General features: G+C 44.3%; 16 protein-coding genes. 6 read left to right on the top strand and 10 right to left on the bottom strand.

Translation table 11 applies throughout. From position 1 onward, the window contains the following. Positions 1-122: 122 nt before the first annotated feature. The gene (locus OCV20_RS17080) at positions 123-485 is read right to left on the bottom strand and encodes a DUF3024 domain-containing protein (protein ID WP_086774832.1); all 363 of its coding nucleotides are present in this window, start codon (positions 483-485) and stop codon (positions 123-125) included. Between the two features lie 253 nt (positions 486-738). On the opposite strand from OCV20_RS17080, the gene OCV20_RS17075 reads away from it, so the two are divergent. Next, positions 739-1,554: a phosphate ABC transporter substrate-binding protein gene (locus OCV20_RS17075; protein WP_086774831.1), complete on the top strand. Its 816-nt coding sequence runs from the start codon at positions 739-741 to the stop codon at positions 1,552-1,554. A gap of 75 nt (positions 1,555-1,629) precedes the next feature. On the opposite strand, the gene OCV20_RS17070 is transcribed toward OCV20_RS17075, so the two are convergent. From OCV20_RS17070 to OCV20_RS17060, 3 genes are all read right to left on the bottom strand, one after another. Further along, entirely contained in the window at positions 1,630-2,316 is a 687-nt protein-coding gene (locus OCV20_RS17070; RefSeq protein WP_017059493.1) for a MaoC family dehydratase, read from the bottom strand. Between the two features lie 333 nt (positions 2,317-2,649). Beyond that, complete coding sequence (locus OCV20_RS17065; protein ID WP_048610782.1) at positions 2,650-5,802, bottom strand: efflux RND transporter permease subunit; 3,153 nt, start codon at positions 5,800-5,802, stop codon at positions 2,650-2,652. A gap of 11 nt (positions 5,803-5,813) precedes the next feature. Beyond that, positions 5,814-6,950: an efflux RND transporter periplasmic adaptor subunit gene (locus OCV20_RS17060; protein WP_048614803.1), complete on the bottom strand. Its 1,137-nt coding sequence runs from the start codon at positions 6,948-6,950 to the stop codon at positions 5,814-5,816. A 259-nt stretch (positions 6,951-7,209) separates the two neighbouring features. Between OCV20_RS17060 and OCV20_RS17055 the strand changes: the two genes are divergently transcribed. After that, positions 7,210-7,653: a dCMP deaminase family protein gene (locus OCV20_RS17055; RefSeq protein ID WP_004737813.1), complete on the top strand. Its 444-nt coding sequence runs from the start codon at positions 7,210-7,212 to the stop codon at positions 7,651-7,653. 130 nt (positions 7,654-7,783) lie between these two features. Here OCV20_RS17055 and OCV20_RS17050 read toward each other — a convergent pair whose 3' ends face one another. From OCV20_RS17050 to pepT, 3 genes are all read right to left on the bottom strand, one after another. Beyond that, positions 7,784-8,626 (bottom strand): mechanosensitive ion channel family protein, encoded by an 843-nt coding sequence (locus OCV20_RS17050; protein ID WP_086774830.1) that lies wholly within the window; start codon positions 8,624-8,626, stop codon positions 7,784-7,786. A gap of 136 nt (positions 8,627-8,762) precedes the next feature. After that, positions 8,763-9,230 carry a DM13 domain-containing protein gene (locus OCV20_RS17045; RefSeq protein WP_081230873.1) on the bottom strand — a complete coding sequence of 156 codons (468 nt, stop codon included), beginning with the start codon at positions 9,228-9,230 and terminating at the stop codon, positions 8,763-8,765. Positions 9,231-9,306: 76 nt separating this feature from the next. Continuing rightward, positions 9,307-10,539: a peptidase T gene (gene pepT, locus OCV20_RS17040; RefSeq protein ID WP_086774829.1), complete on the bottom strand. Its 1,233-nt coding sequence runs from the start codon at positions 10,537-10,539 to the stop codon at positions 9,307-9,309. A 346-nt stretch (positions 10,540-10,885) separates the two neighbouring features. Between pepT and OCV20_RS17035 the strand changes: the two genes are divergently transcribed. From OCV20_RS17035 to OCV20_RS17025, 3 genes are all read left to right on the top strand, one after another. Next, the gene (locus tag OCV20_RS17035) at positions 10,886-11,032 is read left to right on the top strand and encodes a hypothetical protein (protein WP_017068404.1); all 147 of its coding nucleotides are present in this window, start codon (positions 10,886-10,888) and stop codon (positions 11,030-11,032) included. Between the two features lie 431 nt (positions 11,033-11,463). Next, positions 11,464-12,456, top strand: a complete 993-nt coding sequence (locus tag OCV20_RS17030) for an aldo/keto reductase (protein ID WP_238382839.1) — start codon at positions 11,464-11,466, stop codon at positions 12,454-12,456. A 175-nt stretch (positions 12,457-12,631) separates the two neighbouring features. Beyond that, a complete protein-coding gene (locus OCV20_RS17025) occupies positions 12,632-13,366 on the top strand; it encodes an RNA methyltransferase (RefSeq protein ID WP_017067486.1) in 735 nt (244 codons plus the stop codon). Positions 13,367-13,561: 195 nt separating this feature from the next. Here the strand turns inward: OCV20_RS17025 and fdxA are convergent, their stop codons facing one another. Further along, positions 13,562-13,885 carry a ferredoxin FdxA gene (gene fdxA / locus OCV20_RS17020; RefSeq protein ID WP_017631334.1) on the bottom strand — a complete coding sequence of 108 codons (324 nt, stop codon included), beginning with the start codon at positions 13,883-13,885 and terminating at the stop codon, positions 13,562-13,564. 253 nt (positions 13,886-14,138) lie between these two features. On the opposite strand from fdxA, the gene OCV20_RS17015 reads away from it, so the two are divergent. Then, the gene (locus OCV20_RS17015; RefSeq protein WP_048606003.1) at positions 14,139-15,770 is read left to right on the top strand and encodes an NAD(P)/FAD-dependent oxidoreductase; all 1,632 of its coding nucleotides are present in this window, start codon (positions 14,139-14,141) and stop codon (positions 15,768-15,770) included. 124 nt (positions 15,771-15,894) lie between these two features. On the opposite strand, the gene OCV20_RS17010 is transcribed toward OCV20_RS17015, so the two are convergent. Both OCV20_RS17010 and OCV20_RS17005 read right to left on the bottom strand, forming a co-directional pair. Further along, on the bottom strand, positions 15,895-17,355 hold the full coding sequence (locus OCV20_RS17010; protein WP_086774827.1) for a hypothetical protein: 1,461 nt from the start codon (positions 17,353-17,355) through the stop codon (positions 15,895-15,897). Positions 17,356-17,552: 197 nt separating this feature from the next. Next, positions 17,553-19,208 (bottom strand): ABC transporter substrate-binding protein, encoded by a 1,656-nt coding sequence (locus OCV20_RS17005; protein WP_086774826.1) that lies wholly within the window; start codon positions 19,206-19,208, stop codon positions 17,553-17,555. Between the last annotated feature and the right edge of the window lie 169 nt (positions 19,209-19,377).

Genomic DNA, 19,377 nt, shown 5'->3' with positions numbered 1-19,377 from the left:
TCAATATTAAGCCACTTGGATTTGAGGTGAGGTCATTTGGTTTTGGGATTCAGTGGTTGAGTTTTGAGTTTAAGCTAATTATCTTCAGGAACAGGCCACCAGCAAACGGGAAGCCAGAGTGACTATGACCAGAAGTACGATTTAGGGTCTTTTTCTATCTCAACCAAGATAGCATCAAGATCCTTTGATTTAGGCAGGTACGGATAAGGCCCCCAATTCACAGAGTCGGTTTCGACATCCCCTTCAAGCGGCACCATCACTAACCAACAAGATAACGACTCATCAAAAGTCACGCAGGCGATCTCGTTTGTATAGTCACTGTGAGATGAGTCGAGTAGATAATGCGCCTGAGAAAACAGCACACCACCCTCACACTCTTCATATAGGGATTTACCTAGCTCGACAGGTAAACTGCGATTTCGAGATGTACAGAGCCTCTCAGCCCCAATTAAAAGACGATTCAGTTCGATATGAATGACGGACATAACACCCCTTGTAACTTCATAGAAACTTCTAAGTAGTGAATTCCTCTACTTAGCTTAGGACTCAACAAACATTTTAGCGAACAAGCGCAATCAAAATACCCGTCCTGCTCCCAGAAACGAATCTTGCTTTCGTAAACTCAGAAAGCTACGACTCATCAAGTGAACAGCTATACATCGAGCGTATGGAATTTCACAAAAGTGTCATATAACCAACCTATCATATGCGACAAATGTTATTAACTAGGAGTTGTTTATGTTACGAGTCGCGATTGCCTCTCTTTTATCCTTAGCCCTGTCTTCTCATGCTGCTTTGGCACAAGAAACCACTATTTCGGGCTCCACTTCAGTATCACGAGTGATGGATGTATTAGCTGAGGAGTACAACAAGACTCACCCTGATAACTATATTGCGGTTCAGGGCATTGGTTCTACAGCAGGTATTACCATGGTTAATAAAGGTGTCTCTGATATCGGTATGAGCTCGCGTTATTTAACCGACCGCGAACAAGACGAGAAGTTGAAGGTGTTTCCAATTGCCTTTGACGGCCTAGCTGTCGTAACTAACCGCTCAAACGCTGTAAGCAACCTTACTCGTGAACAGCTATTCGATATCTACAAAGGCAAAATCACGAACTGGAAAGCAGTGGGCGGCGCAGATCAGCCTATCGCAGTTGTCACTCGCGAAGCGTCTTCTGGTTCACGCTATAGCTTCGAAAGCTTGCTTGGTTTAACAAAGATCATTAATGACCGTCTAGTGTCTGACATCAACCCAAATAACTTGGTTGTAAACAGCAACAGCATGGTTAAAACGATTGTTAACCATAACCCGCACGCGATTGGTTTTATCTCTGTTGGTTCGATCGACCGTTCGATTAAAGCGATTACATTTGAAGGCATTGAGCCAACATCTAAGAACATTGCTAACCACAGCTACGAATTAGCTCGCCCATTCTTGTTATTGCACAAGACAGACTCAGTTTCTGAAGAGAGCAAAGACTTCATCAAGTTCGTGAAGTCAAAGCAAGGGCAAGACCTTATCGAAGAGTACGGCTACACTCGCATTAAATAAGTGAGTGAGTTTTATCTTATGAAAAAAAAGAGAGAGCATTAAGCTCTCTCTTTTTTTGGAATCTATATAGTTCGTTTAGAAGTGAAGTTGAATCACGGAAACGATCACAGCGCCAGGACGACGAATACCTTCGATTTCTACGCGAATTTCACGTTCAATCTCTAGGCCTTTCTTAATTGGCGTTACTTTTGTTAACGTACTTTTAGCACGAACGTTACTGCCCGATTTAACAGGGTATGGGAAACGTACTTGGTTAAGACCAATGTTTACTACCATCTTCGCTGTTGGGAATTGAGACTTGTCGGGGTCAACACTGTCAGTCAATCGAGGAAGCAAAGATAAAGTTAAAAAACCATGTGCGATGGTTGTTTTGAACGGAGAGTCTGTTTCCGCTTTTTCAGGCTCAGTGTGGATCCACTGCATATCTTCAGTAACAAGGCCGAACTGGTTAATACGGTCTTGACTTACATTGATCCAGTCGCCAGTATGGATGACTTCACCGATCTGTTGATTAAGCTCATCAAACACAAGTTGTGCTTCTGGCTTAAGTACGATCGGCTGTTCCACCGGCATCTCTGGTGCATCTTCATTGACAGCAGGTTTGTGATGATCACGAACCCACGCAAAGAAATGGCTATTTTGCGTACGATTAAGAAAGTCGCCCCAGTAATCTCTAAGAGCTGGAGACATCCATTGCATAAACTCTGAGTGTTGCGAAGACATGCTATCGCCTCGGTGTTTAAATAAATCAATGACCTTCATAAGAACCTCAATGCACAAAAAATTTCAATATAACTTCGTAATTTTGAAACACTTCACACTATTGTGCAAATGTTTTCGAGCATACACCCGTTAGCTGAACCTTGTTAAAATCATATTAAACATACACTTACCAATAAAACATCATTTTATTACAAAACCCAAATTAGAGTGTTAGCTCTATCACATAACAAACATTTGTTTATATAAAAGGCGTTTTTATTCATAAGTGGAATAAAAAAGGCTTAGCGCGATGCTAAGCCTTAGTTATTACAAGGATTTAATTCCCCAAGGGTTGGTCTTGCAAGAGACGAATCTTACAAGACACTCAATCCCCTATTCGTCATCAAGCGGAACCAGCTTGGTATTACCACCGTGTGCTTTCTCACGCTTACGTTGCACGAATGCGTAGAAGCCAGGGATTAGGAACGTACCCGCCAGTAATACACATAGCAGACCGCCGATCAGTGAAATACCCAGAGAGTTCTGACTCACGTGACCTGCGCCCGCAGCGAAGATAAGCGGGAAGATACCTAAGATGAACGACCAAGACGTCATGTTCACAGCACGGAAACGTAGCGTACCGCCCTTCACCGCCGCATCTTCAATCGGTGCATCTTTCTCTTCACGCTCAACTTTCGCGAATTCCACAATCAAGATTGCGTTCTTCGCGGCCAAGGCTATCAAGAGAACCAAACCAATCTGTGCATAAAGGTTCAACGGTGTGCCCGTCAGATTCAATGCTAAGAAGGAGCCTAAGGTTGCGACAGGTACCACGAGGATAATCGCAATCGGTATTGTCCAACTCTCGTATTGAGCCACCATAAACAGGTAGATGAAGATCAGAGCCAATGCGAAAGCAAAGATCGCTTGGTTACCTGCTAGTACTTCTTGGTAAGCCATACCTGTCCATTCGTACTGATAACCCTGAGGCAATACTTCTGCAGCTACGCGTTCCATTGCCGCAATCGCATCACCACTTGAGTAACCTTCTGCAGGTTGACCTTGAATCACGGCACTGCGGTACATGTTGTAACGCCATGCTACATCTGGTTCAAAGATCTGGTCGTAAGTCACCAATGTGCTTAACGGGATCATCTCGCCATTAGACGAACGAACGTGGAATCGTTGTAGGTCATCCATGCTGCTACGGTGTTCACTGTCAGCTTGCATGGTTACGCGGAAGTTCTTACCAAACATGGTGAAATCATTCACGTACAGAGAACCTAGGTTACCTTGTAGTGTTTGGAAGATTTCCGACAACGGAATACCAAGTTGCTGCGCTTTCTCACGGTCAATGTCGACATAGTAGTGCGGTACATTGGCACGGAAGGTACTGAATGTATGTGAAATCTCAGGCTGTTTTGCGGCCTCAGCAATCACGTCATTCATAACCATCGCGAGATCAGTGCGGCTACGACCTAATGTATCTTCAAGAACGAACTCAAAACCAGACGCTGCACCCATACCCGGTACTGCTGGAGGTCCCATTGCAAATACAATCGCTTGAGGCAGTTCTGTTGCTGCTCGACCGTTAATACGTTGTGAGATAGCTTGCGCTGAATGTTGACCATCCAGTGCGTTACGCATATCCCAATCATGCAGTTTGATAAATAGCGACGCACCATTCGAAGCAGAAGCGCCCGTCATGAATGCATAGCCATTAACCAGTGTTACGCCATCAACACCCGGCTCTTGCTCAACCATCTCTAGCAATTGCTCAGTCACATCTTCTGTACGAGACAGTGATGCCGCGTCAGGAAGCTGCACGTTAACCAGCAAGATGCCTTTATCTTCTTGAGGTACAAATGCCGTAGACGTAGTTTTCGCGAAGTAAGTTACCGCCGCTAGTGCCACAACAAAGAAGGTAAACAGTAGAACACCCTTTTTCACAAGGAAGCCTGCAATTTGACCGTATTTGTTGGTTACGGATTCAAGACCACGGTTAAACGCTTGGTACCAACGTGCTGTGTTACCACCGCCCTGTTTAAGAACCAATGAACACAATGCTGGTGATAGCGTTAGTGCGTTAATAGAAGAGATAACAACCGCAATACAGATAGTCAGAGCGAACTGACGATACATGATGCCGGTGATACCTGGCAGCATCGCTACTGGAATGAATACTGCTAACAGAACCAATGTAGAAGTAATGATCGGACCCGTTACTTCTTTCATCGCGATGAGCGTTGCTTTACGCGGCGAAATGGTTGGGTCTTTAGCCATCGTGGTATCAACGTTCTCGATAACCAAGATCGCATCATCTACTACGATACCAATCGCTAGTATCAAACCAAACAGGGTTACCGTGTTGATGGTGAAACCCGTCATCTGCATGATGGCAAACGTACCAATCAAAGATACCGGAATCGCAACTACAGGAATCAAGGTCGCACGCGCACTACCCAAGAACAAGTACGTTACCGCAATAACCAGCAAGATAGCTTCGATTAGGGTCTTTACTACCCCTTTGATAGACTCAGCAACGAATACTGTAGTGTCATAGCTCGCCTCATAAGCAACGCCTTCAGGGAAGTTTTTGCTTAGATTGTCCAGCATCGCCATTACCGCTTTACCACTTTCTAGCGCGTTAGCGTCTGATTGAAGTGACAGCGTTACGATTGAAGCGTCTTGACCACGATATTTACCATTGCCGTCGTAGAACTTTTTACCAAGCTCAACACGTGCGATGTCTTTTAAGTAAACCGTTGAACCATCTTGGCTAGCGCGAAGCACAACATTTTCAAACTCATCAGCCGTTTCTAGTCGGCCTTTGGTTACCAAGTTGAACTGCACTTCTTGTGCGTTGTCGTAAGGTGCTGCACCAATACGGCCAGCCGCTACCTGAACGTTCTGTTCAGCCAAGGCGCGATTCACGTCAGAGGTGGTTATATTGAGGTTAGCCATTTTCTCAGGATCTAACCAAACACGCATCGCGTATTCACCACCACCCAATACGTTAACTTCACTGATGCCCTTCACACGAGCCAGCTGATCTTTAATGTTCAAGTTCACGTAGTTGATCAGGAATTGGTCGTTGTACTCACCGTTTGGCGAGTAGAAGTTCAATACCATCAACAGATCCGGAGAACGCTTCTTAACGGTGACACCCACCATTCGAACTTCTTGTGGAAGCTTCGATTCGATCTGAGCAACTCGGTTCTGAACGTTGACCTGAGCCATATCTGGATCAGTACCAACATCAAAGGTCACGTTAAGGTTGTATGAACCATCGTTAGCACTTTTAGAAGACATGTAGATCATATCTTCTACGCCGTTAACCGACGTTTCTATGGGGTCGGCTATCGCCTGTTCCACCACTTCAGCACTTGCGCCCGTGTAGAATGCCGAAACACTAACCGACGGTGGACTAATTTTTGGATATTCAGCCACTGGCAAGATAGCGAGAGAAATCGCACCCGCCAGCGTTAAAATTATGGATATAACAAGGGCGAACTTAGGCCTTTGAATAAAGAAACGACTTAACATAAATAGTCCCCTTACTCAGCTTGTTCAGCAGAAGCTTGAATACGAACAGACATACCATTACGTACACGCTGTAGGCCTTGAGTGATGACCGCGTCGTTTTTCTCTAATCCAGAATGAACAATCACGCCACCTTCAATCTGGCGACCCATCTCGATGTTTCTGCGCTCAGCAACGGGTTCGGCTTCGCCTTCAACTAATACCATCACGAAGTCACCTTCGAGGTCGGTCTGCACTGCGCGACGAGGAATAGTCACAACATCAATAGGTTGTTTTTCACGTAGATCAACGCGAACGTGTTGGCCTGGAAGTAGTTGCTGATTCGGGTTGTCTGCAATCGCACGCATCGCGATCGTACCAGTATTGAGGTTGATACGGTTGCCCAAGAAGTCAAGCTGACCTAGATGTTCGAACGCTTCACCATTCTCAAGCATGATTTGAACTTCAACACCTGCAGAGTCGCTGCTGCCGTCGCCTTCGATGCGGTCCATACCCAGCTCAATACGCTCACGCTCACTGATGCTGAACGATGCGTGGATTGGGTCTAGGCTAACCAAAGTCGTCAGCACACCTGAAGACGGTGAAACCAGATCACCCGTGCTCACTTTGGTATCGCTAATACGGCCAGAGAAAGGCGCGATGATTTTGGTATGAGAAAGCTGAACATTCGCAGCATTTAGCTGTGCTTGGCTTGCTTCAAGCTGTGCTTGAGAACCTAACAAGTTTGCGGTTAATGCATCGAATTCAGATTGAGAGATACTGCCTTTAGGAAGTAGATTTTTACCACGATTAAAATCAAGCTCAGCTTTTTTAAGGTTCGCGTTCGCTTGAGCAACAGACGCTTTTGCGCTTGCTACTTCGGCTTCAAACGAAGAAGGTTCAATCGAGTAAAGCAATTGACCCTTTTCAACCATTTGGCCTTCATTGAAATGACGGCTTTGTAGGTAGCCAGAAACCTGCGCTGTAATAGCCGTGTCTTCAACGGCTTCTATACGACCGATATACGACTTACTTTGCTGGTGAGAAACAACGCTAACATCCTGTACAGCTACGAGAGGTAAAGGTGCTTGCTTGGCATTTTGAGCATCTTGCCCACACCCAGCAAGAATAAGAGAGCTTGCAAGAGCAGTAAGGATCAACTTTTTACGCATGGTTATACCGTCACTTATTAGTATTTGAACAGCATAAAATTTACGTAACACCTCTGTTACCATTGTCCGAGGAATATCAATTATAACTGGCCAAAGTGTATCAATATGTTAATTGAAACCAAGTGCTTATAAAGTGATTACAAACACGCTACAATTCCTAAGTAAATCAATCTCTCAGCTTTTGTTCTCTATGGATATTGTCTAACATAATGTATTGTCAGACAGATAAGCATTCACATTTAATTGTTAAGGAATTCTCATGATTTCAAAATGGGCTAAACGTTTCTATCAAATGGCGGAATTGGTCGGTTCTTGGAGTAAAGATCCTTCAACTCAAGTCGGCGCCGTAATCACTAAGCACAACCGCATTGTTTCTGTTGGTTTTAATGGCTACCCACATGGCGTGTCTGATAGTGCGGATACTGATGACAGAGAGATGAAGTACCTCAAGACGCTTCACGCTGAAGAGAATGCGATTTTATTCGCTAAGCGTGATTTGGACAGCTGTGAAATCTGGGTGACGCATTTCCCTTGTCCAAACTGTGCAGCAAAAATCATCCAAACAGGTATTTCAGCAGTACATTGCCCAGAGCAAAGTGAAGATTTCCTTTCTCGCTGGGGCGACAAGATTAAAGTTAGCCAAGATATGTTTGAGCAAGCTGGTGTACAAGTGGATTGGTTACCACTCGCTGACCTAGATTAAGCTAACAGATAGCAAGAACAAAAAAGCCGAGAGTCGATATTATCGCTCTCGGCTTTCTGTTATTTGGACTTATAGTTTGGAAGCTATAATTTAGAGGCTATAGCTTGGTCACTATAAACTCATGAGCAAACTAAGCGTTCGTTGGGAATGCTTCCGCGTACGCTTCCATAAAGTCTTTACGAATATCTTGCTCTAAATGAATCGCTTTTTCGGTCGGACAGAAGATCATAAAGTGCACTTCTTGCTCACCTGTCGAACTGCTTGTGATATGGATGTGAGGCTCAGAACCCGGAAGGTCAACGCCAGCGTGCTTTTCGATCACACCGTTGTAACGGCGGGCAACATCGATAAACTCTTCGCAATGCTCTTCAATTTTCACAATAAGACCCGGTACCATAGGATATAGGTTTACAAAGTCTTTCACCGTCACAAAAAAGTTATGATAAACATAACGCTTCATGAAGTTGAGGTTCTTTACCGGATAAGTGAAGAACATGCTATTAGGCAGCGTGGCTGTCTTGCCAGTGAAGTGATATTGCCCATGATACAAATCGATTTCTTGAATCACAGTCGCCATCAAATTGTGCTCAATCACCTCACCGCTGATTTTACCCACTTCGATCCAGTCGCCGATTCTAAATGAACGAGAACTCGCACGTTGAATAGAACCGGTGAAACACAAAATGATCTCTTTAGACGCGACGACTATAGCAACAGCAATGGCCGTGACAGATAGCGCAAACTCGCTGATTTCGGATTTCCACAGCACAAATAACGTCACAACAATAATCGCGAATGTGCCGTTTTTGGTTCGTGACATCCAGTTACGTTGGTCTTCGCTAAGGAAAGCAACATCACCTCTGATTTGAGATAAGGTGATTCGGCGAATGATTAAAATAATAGTGATAATCAACGCACTAAAAATAAACTTATGAGCGAGTAGAAAATCAATTACTTGCCACACTTTTTCCATTACTTAATCCTTAGCATTACAACAGTTAGCTTTACAACGGTTAGCTTTACAAGAAAGCCGCTAATATCCTTTCTATGAAAAAGCGCTCAACTCCTGAGCGCTCGTATACATTCTGGTATTAGCCTAGCTAAGGCTATCATTTTATCTTGGCAGAAGTAATAAATTGGCCAAAAGTTTCACACCAAATCACAACGGTATTAAATCGATTAAGATCAGTACCTTCGGGAAGCTCAACCATAAATCGGTCGAATGTTTTCACATCTCCGACTCTCAGTAACTCATTCTTGCTGTCATTGAAAGCTTGCTCGGTTTCAATGAACTTAGGTGAGAGGTAAACCTTGTAATCAGGCCCCGGCGCCAATTCACCTTCAAAAGCTATCGCACTTTCAGACACTGAAACTATGCCTTCTCCCCAGTGCAAGAAGTCACTATCTTGTCGATCTTTAGTGAACTCACCCGTGTAGATAGCCTGCTCACTGATCGCTTCAACAGAACTTGAGGAAGGAGAATCAGGCTCAATCAAGATAGGTAATGCGTAAACACCCAGCCCAAAACCAAAAGCACCCACGGCTAAGTGGGTGCAAAGTAAAACTAACTTTTTCATCGCGTACTCCCTTATGCTTAAAGAGAGTATTATTGAATACTCTCAAAAATACAAAGAGATATACCGCTCTGATGTTCTATTTTTGGTAATGCGTCGCTGTACGTTGAGACAATTCGACAATCACTTTTACCGCTTGCTCCATGCCTTGAATGGTAATGAACTCATGAATACCGTGGAAGTTGTAACCGCCAGTAAAGATATTCGGACATGGTAGCCCCATGAAAGATAAGCGAGCACCGTCTGTACCACCTCGGATCGGCTTGATCATTGGCTCAACATCGCACTCAATCATCGCCAGCTTCGCTAATTCAATAATATGTCGATGCGGTTCAACCATCTCTTTCATGTTGAAGTAGCTATCGGTTAGCACCAACTCAACACGGCCTTTCTCAAGGCGCTCATTCAGCTCGTCCACTTTCTGCTGCATGAATACCTTACGCGCTTCTACACCCTCACGTTCAAAATCACGGATGATGTATCCCAGTTCAGAGCGAGCCACACCCATTTCCGCCGACTTCAGGTGGTAAAAACCTTCATAACCTTCTGTGCACTCTGGTGTTTCTTGTGCTGGCATCATCAATTGGAATTGCGCTGCAATGTTCATCGAGTTCACCATTTTACCTTTTGCGGTGCCCGGGTGAACGTTCACGCCATGACAGATAACATCAGCGCTCGTGGCATTGAAGTTCTCAAATTCCAACTCCCCTACTGGACCACCATCGATGGTGTACGCCCACTCAGCGCCAAATTTTTCAACGTCAAACAGGTTCGCACCGCGACCAATCTCTTCATCCGGCGTGAAACCAATGCAGATGTCGCCGTGTTTGATGTCTGGATTCGCTTTCAGGTAAGCAATTGCACTGATGATTTCAGCGATGCCCGCTTTGTTGTCGGCACCAAGCAGAGTTGTGCCGTCAGTCGTAATCAGGTCGTGACCATGTAAAGAATCAAGGTCTGGGTATTGGCTTGGGCTCAAACTCTCGCCACTTTCACCTAATTCAATCGTTCCACCTCGGTAATCTTTAATCACTTGCGGTTTCACGTTGGCACCTGATGCGTCAGGAGCGGTATCCATGTGTGCCACAAAGCCAATCGCCGGCACTGGATAATCGACATTCGACGGCAGTTTCGCCATCAAGTATCCATTGTCATCTAAAGACACATCAGCTAAGTCTAATGCCACCAATTCTAACTTTAAGGCTTCAGCAAAGGTAATTTGACCCGGTGAACTTGGGCATTGCTGATTAGAAGGATCGGATTTGGTATCAAAAGTAACGTAATTCAGAAAACGTTCTACAAGCTTTTCCATAATTCATCTCACCATGGATTAAGTAATTGATTTACTGACTTATATTTTTTCGATATACGATGCATCGTTAAATAAATACGAACACAGAGTCAGTAGCGAGGTTTTTCATCTTACGCCCCTGACCATCTATGTAATTGCTCTAAATCATTATTGTGCGAAATTAGATGCGCTTCCTATACTTGAAAACAGAGGGTTTCGTCAGTTCAACATTGCATACGGATGATAAGAGATCGCTTTGTACGCATTCTACGCCCTCCGCTCTCAGCCTAAAAAAAGTACAAAGTGGATGATGATCACAATTTATCCTTGATGCAGAATCTGTCATACGTTACACGGAGACACAGTTATGACGATTAATAAATATTTCATTTTCTCTCCTCAAGCCTCTGAGGAAACGCTTCAACCAGTATTAACTGAGAAAGAAGTTCAAAGGCAGGAAGCTCTAAGACAGGCGCAGATCCAGGGTGGATTAGACACAAACGCGACCTCGTAACTCAATGAATATCTAGCACTATTAAGACCCCTATAAAAAAGCTCTACGCTCTATCCTGTAGAGCTTTTTTTATTTTTGATCTGTTCTCCTCTCCCCCACTCCCAAAAAGCTGAACATTAAACCTTCACTCATTGCTTGTTGTTCTTCAATTTTCGCTCACCGTTTGGCTCATAGTTTCTCGCGAATGTATTTTCACGCATTGCACACACTAGCTTGCAGCGCTGAGAAATGACTCACTAAACTCCCCGATGCCATACCTTGTCGTGTCATTTTGTGCTAATAATTCATATTCGTTTTCATTCCTCACTCGCCCTCTTTTCAAAACTATAATGCGAGTACCAGAGAACCTAACCACAGGAACCCCGAATTCAATGGAATATTCAAAGCTAGGAAGTAGTCAAATTCCCGTTTCCCGTATCTGTCTTGGCAGCATGACTTGGGGGCTACAAAATACGCAACAGCAAGCCGACCAACAGATCGAATACGCATTAAGCCAAGGCATTAACTTTATCGATACTGCAGAGATGTACGCGGTTCCACCTTCTCCAGATACCTACGGAAAAACAGAAGCGATCATTGGTAACTGGTTATCGCGTAACCCACAGCGTCGACAAGAGTTCATCATTGCGAGCAAAATTGCCGGGCCTGGGCTTCCTTGGGTTCGAGATGGTGGGCCGATAACCGGTGAAGCTGTGATCGCAGCCGTTGACGCATCATTAAAACGCCTACAAACAGACTATATCGACCTTTACCAACTTCATTGGCCAAATCGCACAACGCCTCACTTTGGTAAGCATTTCCCAAATCACATTCGATTCAGTGATATTGACCGAAAGCAGCATGAAGCTGAGATGTTGGAAATCCTACAAGCACTGGCTAGCTGCATTAAGGCGGGTAAAATTCGCCATGTCGGGCTTTCAGATGATTCTACTTGGGGCATTAACACATACCTCAAGCTGAGCGAGAAACACAATTTGCCACGTATGGTTTCGATTCAAAATGAATTTAGCCTACTGCACGCAAAAGACTGGCCATATCTGATTGAGAACTGTGTGCATGAAGATGTCGCTTACCTGCCATGGTCACCTTTAGCTGCTGGCATGTTGAGTGGAAAGTACATCGATGGCGCAAGACCGGAAGGCAGCCGTTGGACTTACATGCAACGTAAAGGCATTTTTCGTGATACTGAATCTGCCAATGAAGCGGTTAAAGGCTATGTTGAAGTGGCGAATGCTCATGGGTTCACTCCGAGCCAACTGGCATTGGCTTGGTGTAATCAAGTGGATGGGGTGACTTCCACTATCATTGGTGCAACTACGATGGAGCAGCTAAAAGAGAACGTAGCCGCTTTCAGTAAACCGTTATCAGAAGAGATCCTAACTGATATCAACACAGTCTTTAAGCGCTACCCGGCTCCGTATTAGGCTGTCAGTTCAGCTTAACTTAGGTAAGTAAATCCCATAAGAGCGCGCTATTTAGTGCGCTTTTCTTTTTTAAGTGAGTTACTTTCGCTTTTTATGTGGATCGCATTGAGTCATCACGCTTTTGGTTCGCTAACCTTTGCTCTATAATGCGCGGGCTTATATCTAGGATAAAAACATGATTTCAAAAAACCAATTAAAACTCCTTCGTGCTTTAGGCCAAAAGAAACAACGTAAAGCCCACGGCCTGTTTCTAGTTCAAGGTGAAAAGAACGTTCTTGAGCTGTTCAATAGTGACTTAGTGGTGAAGAACGTCTTCGCTACCGCTGATTTCTTATCTGAAAATCATGCTTCACTGATTGAGTTTGATTGTGTTGAAGCCTCGCTGGATGATCTAACCAAAGCGAGCACTTTGGTCAGTAACAATGCCGCGATTGCGGTTGTTGAGATCCCAACGTTTGAGCTACCAGAAGCAACTGGACTGATGATTGCGCTTGATGGCGTTTCAGACCCTGGCAACCTAGGTACGATTATTCGTGTAGCAGACTGGTATGGCATCAAGCATATCGTTGCGAGCAGCGATTGCGCAGACCCATACAACCCTAAAACGATCAGCGCGACTATGGGCAGCTTTGGCCGAGTACACGTAAGCCAAACTGACTTACCCGCTTACTTAGAGCAAGCGAACCTACCGGTTTACGGCGCATTTTTAGAAGGCGAAAGTGTTCATAAGACTGAGTTTACTGCCAACGGTATTTTGTTGATGGGCAGCGAGTCTCACGGTATCCGTGAACACGCGGCTAAATACGTGACTGATAAGATTACGATTCCAGCATTCGGTGGCGCGGAGTCTTTGAACGTGGCAATGGCGACTGGCATCATTCTCGACAACATGCGTCGTCAGCATAGCTAATCGATTCGAGAGAAACAGCTAACCAGAACTAGCGGATATAAAGAGCAAGATTCCCTATCTTGCTCGTCCCTCACAGTAGGGAATGACGTAAAAAAAGAGAACCGAGGCAAAGTTTACTTCAGCCGTCATCCTCAAGAAGGAGGGACGACTGAGTTGGGGATCTTTTTTGAGGACGGTTTATTTCAAGTAACAGAATTACTTTTCTAGCATTGCCAACTTATCAGACACACCATTCCACTTTTCAGCGTCATCCATTGGTGCTTTTACTTCCGTTTGTACAGGCCAAATCTCAGCAAGTTCTGCGTTCACTTCGATAAAGATCTTTTGATCTTCTGGCAACTCATCTTCTTGGAAGATTGCTTGAGCATCACATTCAGGTACACACAAGCCACAATCAATACATTCGATTGGGTTGATTACCATGAAATTTGGGCCTTCATGGAACGCATCTGCGGGGCACACTGCCACACAGTCTGTGTATTTACATTGAATACAATTATCGCCTACGACAAATGCCATGATGCTCTGCTCTATAAGTTAGTCAAAATTGAAGAATGGGGATAATACTCATCCCAAAGCAAAATTCAACATCATACGGCTCTAATATCGTGTCTATTTGCTCCATGTTTCCAAATTAGTATGACAGATAAATCAATTTCTCGTAAAATGCGCGCCATTGTGAGCTTATCGCTTCTTTGAGCATCAGCGTTTTCATCAAACTCTGTATTAAGAAACGATCAAGCTAAGACACCTATAAAAACGAGACATCGAAATGATACGTTTAACCGAAATTAAACTCCCACTAGACCATGAAGAGTCTGCGATTCAAGACGCTATTGAAGCGAAACTTGGTATTAACTCTGATCAGGTACTCTCTTTTAATATCTTTAAACGTGGCTACGATGCTCGTAAGAAATCAAAGATCTTACTTATCTACACGCTTGACGTTCTCGTTGAAAACGAAGCTGAGTTGTTAGAACAATTCATTAGCGACCCGCACGTAAAAGTGACTCCTGATATGGAGTACAAGTTTGTTGCTAAAGCGGTTGAGAACCAAACTGAGCGCCCTGTGGTTATCGGCTTTGGCCCTTGTGGTCTATTCGCTGGCCTAGTGCTTGCTCAAATGGGTTTCAACCCAATCATCGTTGAGCGTGGTAAAGAAGTTCGTGAACGTACAAAAGATACCTTTGGTTTCTGGCGTAAGCGCACACTGAATACTGAATCAAACGTGCAGTTTGGTGAAGGCGGCGCAGGTACCTTCTCTGACGGTAAGCTATACAGCCAAGTTAAAGATCCAAAGCACTACGGCCGTAAGGTAATCGAAGAGTTCGTAGCTGCGGGTGCACCAGAAGAAATTCTATACGTAAGTAAGCCGCACATCGGTACCTTTAAACTGGTTACCATGATCGAAAAGATGCGCGCTTCTATCATTGAACTCGGCGGTGAAATCCGTTTCAGCACTCGTGTTGACGACGTTCATATGGAAGATGGCCAAATCACTGGCTTAACGCTTTCTAACGGTGAAGAGATTAAATCTCGTCACGTGGTATTGGCTGTTGGCCACAGTGCTCGTGACACGTTTGAAATGCTGTACGATCGTGGCGTTTACATGGAAGCGAAGCCTTTCTCTGTTGGTTTCCGTATCGAACACAAGCAATCGATGATCGATGAAGCTCGATTCGGTAAGAACGCAGGCAACCCAATCCTAGGTGCTGCGGACTACAAACTGGTTCACCACTGTAAGAATGGCCGCACTGTATACAGCTTCTGTATGTGCCCAGGCGGTACTGTAGTAGCTGCGACGTCTGAAGAAGGCCGCGTAGTAACAAACGGCATGAGCCAATATTCTCGTGCAGAACGTAACGCAAACAGCGCAATCGTTGTAGGTATCGACCCAGAGCGTGATTACCCAGGTGACGCACTGGCGGGTATTCGTTTACAGCGTGAACTAGAAAGCGGCGCTTATGTTCTTGGTGGTGAAAACTACGATGCACCAGCTCAGAAAATCGGTGACTTCTTGAAAGGTCGCGATCCGAGTGCAATCGGTGAAGTACAACCGTCATTCACGCCGGGTATCCACCTGACTGATATTTCAAAAGCGCTGCCTGATTTTGCTATCGAAGCGATTCGTGAAGCAATCCCAGCGTTCGAGAAGAAGATCAAAGGTTTCTCTACGCCAGACGGCCTACTAACCGGTGTTGAGACTCGTACGTCTTCTCCTGTATGCATCAAACGTGGCAAAGACTTCCAAAGCATCAACCTTAAGGGCTTCTTCCCCGCTGGTGAAGGTGCAGGCTACGCAGGCGGCATCCTGTCTGCTGGTATCGACGGCATTAAGGCTGCAGAAGCGCTAGCACTATCAATGGTAGAGCAGAACCAAGCTGAGAAGATTGAGATCGCTTAAGCGCTTTCGATAAAGCAAAGCTAGATCGCGATTAACCAAAACTAAAAATCCAGTGTCTTGTCGACACTGGATTTTTTTATTGCATAAAGGTATCTAAAATTATTTAGTCACGACTTCGTCAGTGTTACTTACAAGTCTCTTTTGACCAAGTCACACCATCATCTGAACACTCAAATAGACTTGTCCCATTCTGGTAATAATAACCTTTAGTCCAGTTACCATGAGAATATCTAGACGTTATCGTTTGAGTATAATCAAACGGCGTATTTTCAATGTACGCATACTTATGTCGGTTCCAGCTGTCAGAGCCATATGAACTGTTGTCATTAAAATCTACCGATAGATAGTTGAGCGCATCAAAGTCGCTGCGCGAAACACTATCTAACGAATCACCAAGATTAACCCACTCTGGATGTGGCGCGTTATTCTCAAAATTAAATTTCGCTTGTACTTGGGTAAACTGATCTTTGTAGTCACCGACAAGATCTGCCGTCAAGGTTTGCATAAAGCCCGCACCAACGTCTTGACGAGAACAACTTTCCCAATCAGATTGTTTAGACCAACCACGGTTCATCACACCAAACGTAGTCAATGAGTTAGGTAGAACCTGCTGCTTGATGGTCTCTTGCACTGAACATGAATATTCCGTTCCATCACTACTCAATGAGAACGAAGCTTCTTTGTCATACTCTAAGCCATTTTTCTTCTGACCATTACGCTCAAAATGTTCACTTAACGCCAGTTCTGTCTGCAGGTCGGCTGAAACTTCATGTTCAATCACAATCAGCTTGTCCGCAGTCATCACTGTTTTAACTTTATACCACTTATTAATTTCGTTCTTCTTGGCGTAGTCCCAATGCTGCCAGTAATAGTCAACATAAGCTTGCTGGGCTGTCGGGTTCTCTTTTTGAATCTCTTTGGTCTCTTGATAGGACTTTTTAATGGCAGGCATCATCTTCTGCGCTAACTCGTAGAGCTCAGTGTTTTGATCTTTAACGAAATCACCATACAAGTCCTCTACTGCGATGTTGTATCGGTTCGCAATTCGGAAGTCATGCTCTTTCACATTTTGGATAATGCTATTTTGGGTGTTCACGGCTTGCTTCAAAGCAGAGCAACTGTTTAAACCACCTTTATACAAGTCGGCTTGGATCTGATTCCATAACACGGTCGTAAGTGGCGTAGTCGACTTAATTTCTTGCTCAGAACTCACCGTCATGACTGGCGGAAATATTAACTGATAAGGTTCAGTAATCGGTGAATTTGGGCTGTCCGCATCAATAGCGCCTACTGGCACATTCACTACGATTGGAGCGTAGTCCATACAGTCTGAGTTAGAGCCAGTCAAAGATAGCTCATAGCTGCCCTCATGGTCCGTGATGCTGCTAGGCTCACCTTCATCTAATACGCCATTATAATTGATATCTAAAAACGCGGTCGCCCCGGAAATATACCCGTCAATGGCGACACCTTGTAAGGTTCTCGTTTGAGGAGCAGGAGCACTTGTGTTGCCACCACCGCCTCCTCCGCCACAAGCCGTAAGGCCACCAGCTATAAGTGCGATAGAAATAAGCTTAAGTTTCATTCGATTAGATCCTAATGAAATACATTATAAATGGAGTTGTCATTGGGGGGATGACCGGAAATGACTGTGGTAGTCATAGCCAGCCATAATAGCGATTAGCATTAGAAAGAAACACGAAAGGGTGATAGCCGATTCGTGCATGTTTTCATTTTGAACAGAAACTAAAAGATGGGGAAATGGGGTTAAAATTGGACTATTTACTTCTCGCTCGAAGCTATCCAAAGCTTATAAAAGTCACTATAACCGGTTTGGTTAATCTCTACGCCATGAACCTCAACACTGTTAAAAACCTTCTCTTTACCATGAAATAACGGACAAAGTAACTTCTGTTGATAAAGCGAACCTTCAATCTCTTTCAACTCGCTCATTGGGTCCTCGCCACTCACAGCAGCTCTAACTCTCTCGCAATGTGCTTTCATCTCTGAATTGTTGAAAATGAATCTGAGCCCAGAGGAAGCAAGCAGCCAATCATAAAGGCCATAATCGGCTGGCTGTTCGATAACTTCTTCAATGAATAACAGGTCTGCCGATTCACTCATGGAGCTAGGGTCACTGATATTGGGAAGCTCAACAACTTCAATAATGACACCTGTCTTTGCAATCGTTTGTTGCAGCCAGTCAGCCTCCTCTTGAAGTAAAGGAATCGTCATTCTAGGTCGTGTTAACACAACAGTGCCCGTCAAAATTGGAATGGGGTTGCTGCATGTTAATTTACTCGGCGAGAAAGAGAGATCATCCGTCACCATATCAGCATCAAACTCTTTACTGCTGGACTTGATAAACGATACTAGCCTGTCGAGTTCTTCAGGGGTTATGCCCGAGTTTTCTCTACGATTAACCGCAAGATACGAAAGTGCATTGATAGTGGTTTCTTCAGCGACACCAGATTGATTAAAACTCAGGGTGTGATCATTCAAACCTTCTATGTCGGTGAGCGTTATCTGTTCTAACAAGGCATTTTGAGCAAAGTAACCTCGGTGACGTTTAAGAACCAAGCGCTCTTCGCTCCAATCATCTAATGAGAAAGGACCAGTTCCAATATAGGCACTGCGACCGCTCGAAAAATAAGTACGCTTGCAGCGGTAAATAGACGCGTGAGGACTACTCAATGCATAGAGAAACATTGGGTTTGCGTGTGTTAGCTCAATAGTCAGTTGTTTATCACCCACAACTTGAACATCACTGACCTGATCAAATAAAGACTGTACTGGCCCTTCGATATTTTTTAGCTGCAACAAACATTGAGCAACATCTTTAGCCGTTAAAGTTTCACCGTCATGGAATAACACATTCGGTCTCAACCAAAAATGCAGAAAGCGCCCTTCCATATTCCAATGGTGCGCGAGGCTCGCTTGGGGATTTCCCTCATGATCTTGGACGAGTAACGTATTGTAGAGACTTCTTAAGATGTGATGTTCGGCGGTTCGGTATGTTTTTGCTGGCTCAAGGTTATCGACCCACGGATATTGAGTGATCAGCAAATGGTCATGTTGTTGATTGAACAGACTATGTTTTTCAGTCGCTAGCGTCAGTGCCTTTATTGCAGCATCACCATAGCTTTCTAGAAGACGGGGAATAACGTTAAAGCACCCTTGTTCTAACTGAAGCGCTAACACTTGTTCTAATGCTTCGGGAAAGCTGACCAAAATTCTAAACTGGCTAAGCTTCCCTCTTCCTTTGGACGGAATCCAACAAATCCAGCGATATTCTGATAAGCATTTAAGAATGATCGAAGTGTTTCTGCGAGAAGTCGATAGCGAGTGTTCTAGATCATCGATCGTTAGGTGATACTCTTCACCTAATTCATACTTTGCAATAAGCTGCTGAAGTCTACGTAAGTTAGCGTCGTTCAATGGATATCCGAAATAAGCGTCTAGAGGAACGAGAATAGCTGTAACCCAAATGGGAGGTCTATTTACTCGTTCAAGTTGGAATATGCTTTATGAAACTGTTGATATAAATAATATCAAGATCCAACTTAATTTATAAACACCTCTTTTAGCAAACAAAATAATCAATGAT

Source organism: Vibrio coralliirubri, assembly GCF_024347375.1.
Classification (GTDB): domain Bacteria; phylum Pseudomonadota; class Gammaproteobacteria; order Enterobacterales; family Vibrionaceae; genus Vibrio; species Vibrio coralliirubri.
This window is presented reverse-complemented; position numbering and strand designations above follow the sequence as displayed.

What these genes read in the sequence shown, in the direction of transcription:
- OCV20_RS17080 (WP_086774832.1), bottom strand. Translation starts at nt 485, where the DNA reads ATGTCCGTCATTCATATCGAACTGAATCGTCTTTTAATTGGGGCTGAG.
- OCV20_RS17075 (WP_086774831.1), top strand. Translation starts at nt 739, where the DNA reads ATGTTACGAGTCGCGATTGCCTCTCTTTTATCCTTAGCCCTGTCTTCT.
- OCV20_RS17070 (WP_017059493.1), bottom strand. Translation starts at nt 2,316, where the DNA reads ATGAAGGTCATTGATTTATTTAAACACCGAGGCGATAGCATGTCTTCG.
- OCV20_RS17065 (WP_048610782.1), bottom strand. Translation starts at nt 5,802, where the DNA reads ATGTTAAGTCGTTTCTTTATTCAAAGGCCTAAGTTCGCCCTTGTTATA.
- OCV20_RS17060 (WP_048614803.1), bottom strand. Translation starts at nt 6,950, where the DNA reads ATGCGTAAAAAGTTGATCCTTACTGCTCTTGCAAGCTCTCTTATTCTT.
- OCV20_RS17055 (WP_004737813.1), top strand. Translation starts at nt 7,210, where the DNA reads ATGATTTCAAAATGGGCTAAACGTTTCTATCAAATGGCGGAATTGGTC.
- OCV20_RS17050 (WP_086774830.1), bottom strand. Translation starts at nt 8,626, where the DNA reads ATGGAAAAAGTGTGGCAAGTAATTGATTTTCTACTCGCTCATAAGTTT.
- OCV20_RS17045 (WP_081230873.1), bottom strand. Translation starts at nt 9,230, where the DNA reads ATGAAAAAGTTAGTTTTACTTTGCACCCACTTAGCCGTGGGTGCTTTT.
- pepT (WP_086774829.1), bottom strand. Translation starts at nt 10,539, where the DNA reads ATGGAAAAGCTTGTAGAACGTTTTCTGAATTACGTTACTTTTGATACC.
- OCV20_RS17035 (WP_017068404.1), top strand. Translation starts at nt 10,886, where the DNA reads ATGACGATTAATAAATATTTCATTTTCTCTCCTCAAGCCTCTGAGGAA.
- OCV20_RS17030 (WP_238382839.1), top strand. Translation starts at nt 11,464, where the DNA reads ATGACTTGGGGGCTACAAAATACGCAACAGCAAGCCGACCAACAGATC.
- OCV20_RS17025 (WP_017067486.1), top strand. Translation starts at nt 12,632, where the DNA reads ATGATTTCAAAAAACCAATTAAAACTCCTTCGTGCTTTAGGCCAAAAG.
- fdxA (WP_017631334.1), bottom strand. Translation starts at nt 13,885, where the DNA reads ATGGCATTTGTCGTAGGCGATAATTGTATTCAATGTAAATACACAGAC.
- OCV20_RS17015 (WP_048606003.1), top strand. Translation starts at nt 14,139, where the DNA reads ATGATACGTTTAACCGAAATTAAACTCCCACTAGACCATGAAGAGTCT.
- OCV20_RS17010 (WP_086774827.1), bottom strand. Translation starts at nt 17,355, where the DNA reads ATGAAACTTAAGCTTATTTCTATCGCACTTATAGCTGGTGGCCTTACG.